Raw genomic sequence first — 12,635 nt, 5'->3', positions numbered from 1 at the left:
TAGGGGCAGCGCCTTCAGGATTTGATGGACCGGGCCGCGATCAGACGGCCCAGCCACAGGTCCAGGTACCGGGCCGCGACCCGGCGGTGGATCGCAGCCTGCGTGCGTTCATAGATCCAGTGTCGGACGTCGCTTCCGCCCGCACCCGCCAGGGCGGCGTAGTAGCCCTCTACGGCCATGACCAGCCGGTCGGCGTGCATCTCGAAGCGCAGCTCGCCCCGGCCCCGCATGGGCCGCTGCACCAGCACCCCTGCGGCGATGGGGAAGCGGATGGAGGCCATGCCCGGCGCCTCCCGGACCTCGGGCGGCCGGAAGGAGAGGAGGGTGATCCCGCACAGCCGGACCGCGGCGGTGCCGCGCTCCCCGAAGCGCACCCGGAGGAGCGGGCGGGCCAGCCGGTCCAGGAAGGCGAAGTAGGCGAAACCGGCCTCCTGCACCTGGTGCCGGTCGGGGACGAACCGGACGCCGGGCACCGCCAGGGTCTGCACCGAGCGGACCTGGCCGGTGGCGAACACCGTCGTCTCGTCCGTGAGCATGCTCATCTCGCCTGGGCGGTGGCCCTGAAGATCAGGCCTGGGTTCTGCTCGACGACGTAGCGCATCGTCCACTCGTTGCGGAAGAGCAGCACGTTCCGCCCGTCCCGGTCGGTGACGGCCATGTGGTCGGTTCCCCAGAAGCGGCGGGGCTGGTATCCCTCGCCCTCCACCCAGCGGGCGACCTCGTAGGGCAGCCGGTCCAGGATCACCTCGACGCCGTACTCGTGCCGCATCCGGTGCTGGAAGACCTCGAACTGCAGCTCGCCCACCGCGCCGAGGATGGGGTCGGGGTGGCCGGGCTGGGTGGCGTAGAAGACCTGGATGGCGCCCTCCTCCGTCAGCTCCTCCAGCCCCTTGCGGAAGTGCTTGGACTTCATCGCGTCCTTGAAGCGGACCCGGGCAAAGTGCTCGGGCGAGAAGGAGGGGATGCCCTCAAAGGCGACCGGCTCGCCGGTGCAGAGCGTGTCGCCGATGCGGAAGATGCCGGGGTCGAAGACGCCGATGATGTCGCCGGCGTAGGCCTCCTCGACGATCTGCCGGTCCTGGGCCATGAACTGCTGGGGCTGGGAGAGCCGCACCTTCTTGCCCAGCCGGACGTGCTGGACGTCCATCCCCCGCTCGAACCGGCCCGAGACGATCCGCATGAAGGCGATCCGGTCCCGGTGGGCCGGGTTCATGTTGGCCTGGATCTTGAACACGAACGCCGAGAACCGGGGCTCCTCCGGGTCCACCAGCCGGTCGCCCGCGAGGCGCGGCGCCGGGGCGGGGGCCAGCTTCAGGAAGTACTCCAGGAAGGACTGCACTCCGAAATTGGTGAGCGCGGAGCCCCAGAAGAGGGGGGAGAGGTCGCCCCGCCGGAACCGGTCGAAGTCCCAGGGGTCGCCGGCGACGTCCAGCAACTCGATCTCCTCCACGAGCCTGCGGTGCAGGTCCTCGCCGAGGACGGCCGACAGCGCCGGGTCGTCGACGCCCGTGGTCTCCACCCGCGCCTTGGTCTGGCCGTGGTCCCGGTTGTCGAAGAGCTCCACATGTCCCTTCTGCCGATCGTAGACCCCCTTGAAGGTGGAGCCCATGCCCACCGGCCAGTTCATGGGGCAGGTGCGCATCCCCAGCACGTCTTCGATCTCCTGCATGAGGGCGAAGGGGTCCTTGCCCTCCCGGTCCAGCTTGTTGACGAAGGTGAAGATGGGGATGCCCCGCATCCGGCAGACCTGGAAGAGCTTGATGGTCTGCGGCTCGACGCCCTTGGCGGCGTCGATGAGCATGACCGCGGAGTCCGCGGCCTCCAGGGTGCGGTAGGTGTCCTCGGAGAAGTCCTGGTGGCCCGGCGTGTCGAGGATGTTGACCATGCACCCGCCGTACTCGAACTGCATGACCGAGGTGGTCACCGAGATCCCGCGCTGCTTCTCGATCTCCATCCAGTCCGACGTCGCCGCCCGGGCGGCCTTGCGCCCCTTCACCGCGCCCGCCAGCCGGATCGCCCCGCCGTAGAGCAGGAGCTTTTCGGTGAGGGTCGTCTTGCCCGCGTCGGGATGGGAGATGATGGCGAAGGTCCGCCGGCGGCGGATCTGGTCTGCCAGGGAGTCCATGGTGGTGGCCAGCATGCGTGGTGATCCGCCCTTTCGAACAGCAAACTGCCGTGCGCAGGAGTGCGGCACGGCGGTGGTCTACAATGCAACTTACTTATTCTACGGTGACGGGAGAAGAGCGTCAAGGTCTGCGGGGCGCCGGGGCCTGTCAAGCCAAAGTGGGTACGTCTCACTTCCAAAAGTGTTCTGTATAAATCTGGTTCTTGAACGGACGCTGACTACCGTTCTCGTTTTTTACCTGGTCACCAGACCCGCAAACCCCCTGAACGTCTTGGAGTATCCTCCGCTGTTGTTGCGACCGGCGTTCAGGATCGGCATGCGTGCATGCCGGGCAGCATCGACTCCCCGGCCTACGGTCTCACGAACCCGATGGCGCACTTTCTCCGCAGCCGCGTTCACAGATTCAAGCCCCAACGCACGCTCAACGTACTGTACGGCCCCCCGTAAAGCGCCGCGATAATATGCTGCCATCACCTGCAGCATTGCCATCAGGCCACTTTCCGACCAGCTCCGCCCCACCTTCCGCAGCCGTGCCGAATACCGCTCCACCGCCCCTTCCGCGGCGCCCACGCCGCGTAACCCCTCAACGTTGACGCCCCGCTCTTGCAGCCGAATACGGTAATCTCGAATTGACTCCGGCATCATCCTGAGGTCGGCCAGCAGCCGGCGCATCTTCCCACGACGATCCGTGTCGGTCTCGGCTTTATGCGCTTCATCCAGCACCGCCAGCAACCGTCCAGCATCGTTTGCTTCAAGTGCAGCGTGTGCCTGCTCTAAGCGCTGGGGCCGGTGGCGCAGCACATGGTTTAACTCCCGCTTCAGGTGGAACCGATCGATCTGGTACAGCGCCTTGGGAAACCACGTCACGCCCTCCCGGATCCACAACGCCCGGTCCCCGTTGATGATCACCCAGGTCTCGCTTAGGTCGTACTCGCTCTCCAGAAGCTCGCTCAACTGCTCCCAGCTATCCCTGCCCGGTTCGGGCACGAAATCGCGCCGGTTCACCAGGCTGTACTCCTTACTACCTGGGCCTCGCTGGATCCAACCCTCATGAATCACAAACAGCCGGACTTCTGCCTTCTTGCCACGCTGACGAGCTGGCCAGAACCCGTCTGCCTCGATGAACAAGACCCGCACACGTCGGGTACCGGCCAACGTCATCTGCTGCTGTTTTTCCGCCGCTGCAAGCGCCCTTCCGGTCTGCAGGTTCCACTGCCGAATCGCTTCATGGCTGACAAACACCTGGCAATCCCGCCGCTCCAGCTCTGCCGCAGCACCCCGGTACGATCCAGCTGTCACAGACGCTTCAACCGCATCTGCCCTTACCGAGTCACTCACCCGCTGCCGTTTCGCTATTCCCAACACCTCATCCAGCAGGAACACGAAACGCTCTTCCTCGCGGTCCCAGTAGTAGCGGCGCTGGAACGTGATCGGCCCGAACTTGGTGACGACGCTTCGGGACCGCATTTCCTTGTACACATACCGACTCGGGTCTCGGCTCTCGTACAGCGCCGTGTCAATCGCAGAGAGCGCCTCGACCAAAGCCTCGCGGAAGCAGTCGAGTGTCTGTTGCCAAGCCAAACGTTCAATCTCCTGAAAGGAGAAATCCACCGCAGCACGAATTTGCTCCATGACGAGAGATGACCCTCCTCGTGTTGGTATTGGCCAATCTCAACACTTTGGAAGGGCACATCTCTCGTCCTGCTATTTCAGGAGAAAAAATGTGTTGTACCCACGAAAACTTTACTCACACGGGGCGCCGGGACGACGGATCGGGCCGCAGAGGGCGGTGCCCGGTGCGGGGGGCAGGGCGGCGCAGGAAACGGCGCGGGAAGGGCGAATCATGCGAAGTTGGCCACCGAAGGGGCGGTGGCCAGGTTTCACGACAATGGGAAGGAGCGGATTCGATGCGCCGGTGGCAACGCCTGGCGCTGGTCGCCCTCGCGGGGGCCGTGGCGCTGGGCGCGGGATCGATCGGGTACCTGCGCTGGCACACCCGGGCGGTGGTGACGGCGGCGGTGCCGGCGGGTTCGCACGCGGTGGCGACGACGCTGGACCCGGCCGCCTCCGACCGGCTGATGCAGGTGGTCTCGGACGCCCGGGAGCGGCTGGGCGTGCCGGCGCTGCAGGTGGCGGTGGTGAAGGGCGGCGAGCTGGTCTGGACCGGCGCCGTGGGCTGGGCCGACCCGCCGGCCGGGCGGCCGGTGACGGCGGAGGACCGGTTCCACATCGGCAGCGTGAGCAAGCTGTACACCGCCGCCCTCGTCCTGCGGCTCGCCGAGGAGGGCCGGCTGTCCCTGGAGGATCCGGTGAGCCGGTTCGTCCCGGACGTGCCCAACGGGGACCGGATTACGGTGCGGCAGCTGCTCAACCACACCAGCGGGCTTGCCAACTACACCGAGGACACGGCCTTCAACCTGAAGACGGTCCTCCTGCGCCGGCGCTGGAGCGTGGACGAGGTGCTGGATGTCATCCGGCAGCAGGCGCCCCGCTCGGCGCCGGGAACCGAGCACTACTACTCCAACAGCAACTACGTGCTCCTGGGCCGCATCGCCGAGGTGGCGGGGGGACGGCCGTTTGCCGACCTGCTGCACGACGAGGTGCTCCGCCCCCTCGGGCTGACCAACACCTACCTGGCTGCGGGCGAGCCCGAGTCTGTCGGGACCGTGCGCGGGTACGACGTGACGGTGCTGGGCACCGGCCGGATGGGGATCAAGCTAGACATGGAGCGGTTCAGGGCGCCGTTTGAGACCTCGGCCTTTGCCGCCGGCGCCGTGACGGCCAGCGCCGCCGACGTGGCCCGGTTCACCTCCGGCCTCTTGGGCGGCCGGCTGCTGGCGGATTCCACGCTCCAGTCCATGCTGACCTTCGTGGACGCCCCTGACGAGGACATGCCGGCGCAGACAGGGTATGGCCTGGGGGTACGGCGTCTGGTCATCGGCGGCGAGGAGATGGTGGGCCACACCGGTACCCTCCCGGGGTACAGCAACGTGGCGCTGTACGCCCCGGCCCATGACCACGCCGTCGCCGTGCTCTCCAACCTGTCCATGTCGGACGTCACAGATGTCCTTGCGGAGGTCCAGGCCGTGCTTCTGGAGCCTGCCTCGACCAGGTGAGCCACGGGGACGCCGCACCGGCACCGCAGGCGAGCTGGTGGCCCTGCCCCGGGTTCACGGACGTGGACGGCTGCCACATCCCGCCGTCTACGCTGGACTCGGTGCGTCGGCCCATCCGGAGGGGAGAAGGTGGCCATGCCCGGCCGGATCCGGCGCGCCAGACCGTCCGAGGCCATCGCGCGGCGCCGGGAGGCCGTCACGGTGACCGAGGCCATGATCGCGCAAGATGGGCGCGGCGCGGGCCGGGGAGGTGGCCTCCACCGTCGCCCCGCGGCGGATGCTGCCCCTGGTACCCGCTGCAAACCAGAAGCCGCCCCAGGAGGGCGGCTTCGCAGCGATCAGCCGTCCAGCACGTGCCGGGCGTCCTGCAGCGACTGGCTGACCAGGTCCTCCGGGCTGGCGTGGGCCCGGTACCAGCCGCGCTCGATGGCCAGCCGGGTGCACCGCTCGTGCTCGGCCAGGGCGTCGGTGAGATGGGTGGTGAGCAGCCGCCGCAGGTCGGGGTTGGTGGTCTCCAGCACGGCCGCGCAGTAGGCTGTGGCCTTCAGCTTGGCCGCGGTGAGCAGCCCCTCGGCGATCACCCGGTCGTCGGGCTTCATGCCCATGGCCTCACCGATGGCGCTGATGACGCTGGACACGGCGCATCCCCCCTATCCGCCGATTCCCCGGGCCCGGCAGAAGTCGTGCAGGGCCCGCACGTGGGCCTGGCCGGTCTGCAGGCAGCCGGTGAGCTGCTGCCGCAGGTCGGCGTCGCTGACCATCGCCAGCATGGACTTGGTCTTCTGCACGTCGCCGGACTCCAGCCGGATCAGTTCGTTCAGGAGCAGCAACTCGTGGGCGGTGAGCGGTTCGGTCTGGGTGAGGGTGCTCAACCTGTCCACTCCCTTCGCGTTCGGTTTCCGGGCGCTGCTCCTAGTATGGCGATACGGGCCGAAAAAACACGGCGACGAAACGGTCAGAATGATCCGGTGGGCGGACAGCCAACGGACAGACGAATTGTCCCGCGGGAGCTATGTAGGATATAGTATTCAAGTGTGGATGTTCACGACCGGGACGAGTGGCACACATCCCGGCCGCCATGGAGAAGGGAGGCCTACCGAGTGAGCCCGGAAGAGATGTGGCAGCTGGTGGAGCGAAGGCGGCGCCGGTTCATCGGGACCCTGATCACGGCCGCGGTGCTGATGTTCGTCGGCGCTTCCGCGATCGGCCAGATCTTCGGCGACCGATACGGGATGATCACGCTGCTGGTGGTCCTGATCGGCGCCCTCCTCTTCATCTGGCGGGACTGGCGTTGCCCGGCGTGCCAGAAGGGCCTGGGGGTGGAGTTCCGGCCGCGGGTCTGCCCGAACTGCGGCGCCCGGCTTGCGCCCCCGGGGTCGTAGGCGCTTACCCGTTGCGCAGCATCTGGAAAGCGGTCACCCTGTCGGTGGCCGCTTTTCGCGCGGACGGGCGCAAGTTCGCGCTTGCATTTCGGGATCGCCCGCCGTATGATCTAGTTCTGTACCGAACGTTCTGGAGCGAACGAGGTGAATGCGTTGTCCCCGCTGCGCACCGAGATCAGCCGGCTGTGGCATCAGGTGAACCGGGAGATGCGCAGCCTGCTGGACGACGCCTTCCGGCAGTCGGCCATGCCGCCCCCCGTCTACTTCATGCTGCGGGAGATCGTGCGGGAACCGGGGATTACCGTGTCGGAGCTGTCCCGGCGGGTCGCCATGGTGAAGAGCCACGTCTCCCGCACCGTCGACCACATGGCCGACCGGGGATACGTCCGGAAGGAGTCGGACCCCGCCGACCAGCGGCTGATCCGGCTGTACGCCACCGCCCCGGCGGAGCGTGAGCTGGAGCAGACGGACCGGCGGGTGTGCGCCGCCTGGCAGTCCCTGGTGGCGGACATGTCCGCGGAGGAGCTGGCCGCCGTGGAACAGGGGCTGCGCATCCTGCTGAAAACACTGGAACGAAACGCCACAACCCGCCCAAGAGAGAAGGTCTGACGTGGTCAAGCTGTTGCGATTCCTGAAGCCGTATTCTGCCCTTGTTGCCGCCACCTTCCTGCTGGTGTTTCTGCAGGCGGTGGCCGAACTGTACCTGCCGACCCTGATGTCGGACATCGTCGACGTCGGCGTCGTCAACGGCGACACCGGCTACATCCTGCGGGTCGGCGGCTGGATGCTGCTGGTCGCGCTGGGCGGCGCCGTCGTGGCCGTGCTGGCCAGCTACTGTTCCAGCCGGGTCGCGATGGGCATGGGCCGCGACCTCCGGCAGGCGGTGTTCCGTCACGCCCAGGGGTTCTCCCTGCACGAGTTCGACCGGCTGGGCACCGCGACCCTGATCACCCGCACCACCAACGACATCCTGCAGGTGCCGAACCTGATCATCGTCGGGCTGCGCATGATGCTCTTCGCGCCGATGATGGGCATCGGCAGCGTGGTCATGGCGCTCTCCAAGGACCGCACGCTGTCGCTGATCATCGTCGTCGCGCTGCCCGTCCTGGGCGCGGCGGTCGGCGCGGCGGCGGTGAAGGCCATTCCGATGTTCCAGGCGATGCAGAAGAAGATCGACCGGCTCAACCGCGTGGTGCGGGAGGGGCTGACGGGCATCCGGGTCATCCGGGCGTTCAACCGCACCGACTACGAGCAGGAGCGGTTCGTCGACGCCAACCGCGACCTGACGGAGACCGCCATCCGGGTCAACCGGCTGATGGGCGCGCTGATGCCGACGCTGATGCTCATCATGAACCTCACGGCCATCGCCGTGGTCTGGTTTGGCGGCCTGCGCATCGACGCCGGCCGCATGGAGGTCGGCGACCTGATGGCCTTCATCCAGTATGTGATGCACATCATGTTCTCCACCATGATGCTGTCCATGATGTTCATCATGCTGCCCCGGGCGTCGGCCTCGGCCGCCCGCATCAACGAGGTGCTGGAGATGCGGCCCAGCGTCACCGATCCGCCGGAGCCTTACTCGCCCGGAACGGTGCGGGGTGAGGTCGAGTTCCGGAACGTCACCTACCGGTACCCCGGCGCCGAGCGGCCGGCGCTGGAGGGGATCTCGTTCCGGGCCCGGCCCGGCGAGGTGACCGCCATCATCGGCGGTACCGGCGCCGGGAAGACCACCCTGGTCAACCTGATCCCCCGGTTCTACGACGTGCAGGAGGGCGCGGTGCTGGTGGACGGCGTCGACGTGCGCCAGTGGCGCCTGCGCGACCTGCGGGCGGGCATCGGCTACGTGCCCCAGCGGGCGATGCTCTTCAGCGGCACCATCGCGGCGAACATCCGCTTCGGCAACGAGGACGCCTCCGACGAGGAGGTGGCCCGGGCCGCCGCCATCGCCCAGGCTGAGGGGTTCATCGCCGAGATGAAGGACGGGTACGACACCGCGATCGCCCAGGGCGGCACCAACGTCTCCGGCGGCCAGAAGCAGCGGCTGACGATTGCCCGGGCGCTGGTGCGCAAGCCCGCGATCTACATCTTCGACGACAACTTCTCCGCCCTGGACTTCAAGACCGACGCCCGGCTGCGCGCCGCCCTGAAGCCGGAGACCGCCCGGTCCACCGTCATCCTCGTCGCCCAGCGGGTGAGCACGGTGATGGACGCCGACCGGATCATCGTGCTGGATCAGGGGCGCGTCGCCGGCATCGGCACGCACCGCGAACTACTGCAGAGCTGCGAGGTCTACCGGGAGATCGTGGCCTCTCAGCTCGCCGAGGAGGAACTGGCATGAGCGCCCGGCACGGTCCCCGACCCGGTCATGGTCCCGGAGCCGGCCCGGCGATGGCGCTGGTGGGCGAGAAGCCCCGCGACTTCCGCGGGACCCTGCGGCGGCTGCTGCGCTACCTGCGGCCGAGGCTCTGGCAGCTGGGCGCCGTCTTCCTGCTGGCGGCTCTCAGCACGGTCTTCAGCATCGTGAGCCCGCGCATCATGGGCAAGGCCACCACCATCCTGTTCGAAGGGCTGCTGGCGAAGCTGAGCGGCGTCCCCGGCGCGGGGATCGACTTCGGCCGCATCGCCCGCATCCTGGTCCTGCTGGGGCTGCTCTACGTGGCGAGTGCCGCCTTCGGCATCGTCCAGCAGTTCGTCATGTCCGGCGTCTCCCAGCGCACGGTCTACGACCTGCGCAACCAGGTGAACGAGAAGCTGGCCCGGCTGCCCCTCAGCTTCTACGACCGGAAGACCCACGGCGAGGTCCTGAGCCGGGTGACCAACGACATCGACACCATCGCCGGGACGCTGCAGCAGAGCCTGACCCAGCTGATCACCGCCATCGTCACGCTGGTGGGCGTGGTGGTGATGATGCTCTCCATCAGCCCTGTGCTCACCCTGGTCACCCTGGTCTCGCTGCCGCTGTCGCTCCTGGTCACGGTCGGCGTCGCCCGGCGGTCACAGGGCTACTTCAAGGCGCAGCAGAAGGCGCTGGGCGAGCTGAACGGCCACGTCGAGGAGACCTACACCGGCCACCAGGTGGTGAAGGCCTTCGGCCGGGAGGAGGACGTGGTGGCCGAGTTCGACCGCATCAACCAGCGGCTGTACGAGGCCGGCTGGAAGGCCCAGTTCGTCTCGGGCATCATCATGCCGCTGATGGCGTTCGTCAACAACATCGGCTACGTGATCGTGGCCGTGGTCGGCGGCATCTTCGTCGCCCGCCGCGCGGTGGAGATCGGCGACATCCAGGCCTTCCTCCAGTACGCCCGGCAGTTCAGCCAGCCGATCACCCAGACGGCCAACATCGCCAACATCCTCCAGTCCACCATCGCCGCCGCCGAGCGGGTCTTTGAGCTCCTGGACGAGCCGGAGATCGTCCCGGACCCGGCCGAGCCGGTGCGGCTGGAGCAGGTCCGGGGCGAGGTCCGGTTCGAGAACGTCAGCTTCCGCTACAAGCCGGACGAGCCGCTGATCGAGGACCTGAACCTCACGGCCCGGCCCGGCCAGGTGATCGCCATCGTCGGCCACACCGGCGCCGGCAAGACCACCCTGGTCAACCTGCTGATGCGCTTCTACGAGATCGACGGCGGCCGGATCACGGTCGACGGCGTGGACATCCGCCGCCTCCGCCGCGACGACCTGCGCAGCCTCTTCGGCATGGTGTTGCAGGACACGTGGCTCTTCCATGGCACGATCCGGGAGAACATCGCCTACGGCCGGGAGGGGGCCACCGAGGAGGAGATCGTCCGGGCGGCAAAACTCGCCCACGCCGACGGCTTCATCCGATCCCTGCCCGACGGCTATGACACCGTGCTCAACGAGGAGGCCTCGAACATCTCCCAGGGGCAGAAGCAGCTGCTCACCATCGCGCGGGCGTTCCTGGCCGACCCGCCGATGCTGATCCTGGACGAGGCGACGTCCTCCGTGGACACCCGCACGGAGCTGCAGATCCAGCAGGCCATGCAGACCCTCATGAAGGGCAGGACGAGCTTCGTGATCGCCCACCGGCTCTCGACCATCCGGGAGGCAGACCTGATCCTGGTCATGGACCACGGCCGGATCGTGGAGCAGGGCACGCACCGGGAGCTCCTGGCCGCAGGCGGCCCGTACGCGGACCTGTACTACAGCCAGTTCGCCGCCGGGCAGGGCCTGGCCGGCTGACCTGCGGACCCCGGTGGAAGCGGCCAATCGAGTAGGAGGGGGCGGCTAGCCCCCGTCCTCTCACACCACCGGACATGCGGGTCCGCATCCGGCGGTTCGCCAGGATTGACGAGTCGCTTCATAGCATTCGGTCAGGCTTATCAGCCCCTGGGCACGCCAGTAGGCGTCGCCCAGGGCGCTGTTTAGTGGGCCACCTGCCATCCGCCACGGGCCTTTGCGGCTGTTGGCGAGTTGGTGGACTACCCATTCGGGCAAACCGAGGGCGCGCAACTCCCGAAAGCGCGTGCGTACACGCTTCCACTGCTTCCATACGCATGCTCGCAGCCGACGCTTCAGCCATCCTTCGAGTCTTTCAAAGGCTGACCTGGCATCGGAGAGCGCATAGTACCCAACCCAGCCCCGCAAGTAAGCATTCAGGCGCCGGATTCGGTCCTCCATGCTCTGGCTGCGGTTGCGGTCCGTCAGCGTGCGGAGCTTGTCCTTCACGCGCTTCAGGCTCTTCGGGGCCAGCCGGATGCGCACTCCCCGGTGCTTGTAGAAACTAAACCCGAGGAACTGCCGCTTCCACGGCCGGTCCACTGCGCTCTTCTCCTCGTTGACCTTCAGCCGTAACCGCTCCTGCAGGAAGTGGCGCACGCTCCTGTAGACCCGTTCTCCCGCCCGCTTGCTGCGGACGTAGATGTTGCAGTCATCGGCGTACCGGACGAAGTGGTGCCCGCGGCGCTCCAGCTCCTTGTCGAGGTCATCCAGCAGGATGTTCGCCAGCAGCGGGCTCAGCGGACCGCCCTGCGGCGTCCCTTCCTCCGTCGCCACGACTACCCCGTTCAGCATGACCCCAGCCTGTAAGTACCGCCGGATCAGCCGCAGCACACGCTTATCCGTTACCCGCCGCGCCACGCGGGCCATCAGCACGTCGTGGTTGACCCGGTCGAAGAACTTCTCCAGGTCCATGTCCACGACCCAGTCGTACCCTTCCTCCACGTACTGACGTGCCTTCCTGACCGCATCATGACCCCGCCGCCCCGGCCGAAAGCCGTAGCTGGATTCGGAGAATGTCGGGTCAAAGATCGGCGTCAGTACTTGCAGGAGTGCCTGTTGGATCAGGCGGTCCATCACGGTGGGAATCCCCAGCATCCGCTTGCCGCCGCCCGGTTTCGGGATTTCGACCCGGCGGACTGGCTGCGGTCTGTAGGTCCCCTGGAGCAGTCCCTCACGGATGCGGCTCCACTCCACGCGAATCTGGTCCCGCAGCCGTTCGGTGGGGACACCGTCCACGCCGGGAGCGCCTCCGTTCCGCTCCACCCGTTTCAGGGCGGCCAGCATGTTCTCCCTGGCCACCACCTGCTCCATCAGGTTGCTGTGCTCCCCGCGGGGTAACGTTCCGTCTTGTGCCGGCTGCCCACTCCGCCCTCTCGCCGTCCCTTGCGGCTTCACCGCTACCTCCGGCGAGCAGGTCCCGTTCGGGGTCTTCTGCGTTTGTCGCGGGCTGCTCGAACGCAACGGGTTCACCCCTTTCCTGACGTTCGGCCCTTCCCGGTTGGGGCGTCCCCCTGCCGGTACTATGGCCTTTGCTGACTTCTGCCGGTTCAGCTGCGTCTCCCGACGCAGGTTACCAGCGTTGCTGGCGTTCCCGGCAGATCTCCCCGGGTAAGAACGCTGACCTTCACCCCGCACCCGCCCCATCTACCGCACCGCCCTTTGGCAGCTTCGGGTTTTGCTGTGTTCGGCCAGCTCACCCGAGCGGCACAGCCTCCTATGGGGTTCGTGTTCCTCGGGTCGTGGCTTTGCCTCGGGCTTCCTTCAGATTCCGCCTCA

At 67.3% G+C, this 12,635-nt stretch carries 11 protein-coding genes; 5 read left to right on the top strand and 6 right to left on the bottom strand.

The genetic code is table 11. The annotated features are described in order from the left end of the window. Positions 1 to 14: 14 nt before the first annotated feature. The 3 genes from STH_RS17275 to STH_RS10155 all read right to left on the bottom strand — a co-directional run bounded on the left by STH_RS17275 (position 15) and on the right by STH_RS10155 (position 3,757). Positions 15 to 542, bottom strand: a complete 528-nt coding sequence (locus STH_RS17275; RefSeq protein WP_158506908.1) for a hypothetical protein — start codon at positions 540 to 542, stop codon at positions 15 to 17. Further along, complete coding sequence (locus STH_RS10160; protein ID WP_197525158.1) at positions 539 to 2,125, bottom strand: peptide chain release factor 3; 1,587 nt, start codon at positions 2,123 to 2,125, stop codon at positions 539 to 541. Before STH_RS10160 ends, STH_RS17275 begins: the two co-directional genes overlap by 4 nt. Positions 2,126 to 2,359: 234 nt before the next feature. Continuing rightward, positions 2,360 to 3,757: an ISLre2-like element ISSyth3 family transposase gene (locus STH_RS10155; RefSeq protein WP_011196148.1), complete on the bottom strand. Its 1,398-nt coding sequence runs from the start codon at positions 3,755 to 3,757 to the stop codon at positions 2,360 to 2,362. Between the two features lie 275 nt (positions 3,758 to 4,032). On the opposite strand from STH_RS10155, the gene STH_RS10150 reads away from it, so the two are divergent. Beyond that, entirely contained in the window at positions 4,033 to 5,241 is a 1,209-nt protein-coding gene (locus STH_RS10150) for a serine hydrolase domain-containing protein (protein WP_011196147.1), read from the top strand. Between the two features lie 338 nt (positions 5,242 to 5,579). Here the strand turns inward: STH_RS10150 and STH_RS10145 are convergent, their stop codons facing one another. Both STH_RS10145 and STH_RS10140 read right to left on the bottom strand, forming a co-directional pair. Then, positions 5,580 to 5,879 (bottom strand): spore coat protein, encoded by a 300-nt coding sequence (locus STH_RS10145; protein WP_011196146.1) that lies wholly within the window; start codon positions 5,877 to 5,879, stop codon positions 5,580 to 5,582. A gap of 12 nt (positions 5,880 to 5,891) precedes the next feature. Continuing rightward, positions 5,892 to 6,113, bottom strand: a complete 222-nt coding sequence (locus STH_RS10140; RefSeq protein WP_043713886.1) for a hypothetical protein — start codon at positions 6,111 to 6,113, stop codon at positions 5,892 to 5,894. 228 nt (positions 6,114 to 6,341) lie between these two features. On the opposite strand from STH_RS10140, the gene STH_RS10135 reads away from it, so the two are divergent. From STH_RS10135 to STH_RS10120, 4 genes are all read left to right on the top strand, one after another. Then, positions 6,342 to 6,623 (top strand): hypothetical protein, encoded by a 282-nt coding sequence (locus tag STH_RS10135; RefSeq protein WP_011196144.1) that lies wholly within the window; start codon positions 6,342 to 6,344, stop codon positions 6,621 to 6,623. A 144-nt stretch (positions 6,624 to 6,767) separates the two neighbouring features. Continuing rightward, positions 6,768 to 7,232, top strand: coding sequence for a MarR family winged helix-turn-helix transcriptional regulator (locus STH_RS10130; protein ID WP_011196143.1), 465 nt, complete (start codon positions 6,768 to 6,770; stop codon positions 7,230 to 7,232). Between the two features lies 1 nt (position 7,233). Then, positions 7,234 to 8,961: an ABC transporter ATP-binding protein gene (locus STH_RS10125; protein ID WP_011196142.1), complete on the top strand. Its 1,728-nt coding sequence runs from the start codon at positions 7,234 to 7,236 to the stop codon at positions 8,959 to 8,961. Next, a complete protein-coding gene (locus STH_RS10120) occupies positions 8,958 to 10,820 on the top strand; it encodes an ABC transporter ATP-binding protein (RefSeq protein WP_011196141.1) in 1,863 nt (620 codons plus the stop codon). Before STH_RS10125 ends, STH_RS10120 begins: the two co-directional genes overlap by 4 nt. A gap of 60 nt (positions 10,821 to 10,880) precedes the next feature. Here the strand turns inward: STH_RS10120 and ltrA are convergent, their stop codons facing one another. After that, positions 10,881 to 12,170 (bottom strand): group II intron reverse transcriptase/maturase, encoded by a 1,290-nt coding sequence (ltrA, locus tag STH_RS10115; RefSeq protein WP_011194155.1) that lies wholly within the window; start codon positions 12,168 to 12,170, stop codon positions 10,881 to 10,883. Positions 12,171 to 12,635: the final 465 nt, after the last annotated feature.

Source organism: Symbiobacterium thermophilum IAM 14863, from assembly GCF_000009905.1.
In the GTDB taxonomy this organism is placed as follows: Bacteria; Bacillota; Sulfobacillia; order Symbiobacteriales; family Symbiobacteriaceae; genus Symbiobacterium; species Symbiobacterium thermophilum.
Note: the sequence above shows the minus strand (reverse complement) of the source record. Positions and strands in the feature narration are given on the sequence as shown.

Coding starts and splice junctions, on each gene's coding strand:
- STH_RS17275 (WP_158506908.1), bottom strand. CDS start 542: ATGAGCATGCTCACGGACGAGACGACGGTGTTCGCCACCGGCCAGGTC.
- STH_RS10160 (WP_197525158.1), bottom strand. CDS start 2,125: ATGGACTCCCTGGCAGACCAGATCCGCCGCCGGCGGACCTTCGCCATC.
- STH_RS10155 (WP_011196148.1), bottom strand. CDS start 3,757: ATGGAGCAAATTCGTGCTGCGGTGGATTTCTCCTTTCAGGAGATTGAA.
- STH_RS10150 (WP_011196147.1), top strand. CDS start 4,033: ATGCGCCGGTGGCAACGCCTGGCGCTGGTCGCCCTCGCGGGGGCCGTG.
- STH_RS10120 (WP_011196141.1), top strand. CDS start 8,958: ATGAGCGCCCGGCACGGTCCCCGACCCGGTCATGGTCCCGGAGCCGGC.
- ltrA (WP_011194155.1), bottom strand. CDS start 12,170: ATGGAGCAGGTGGTGGCCAGGGAGAACATGCTGGCCGCCCTGAAACGG.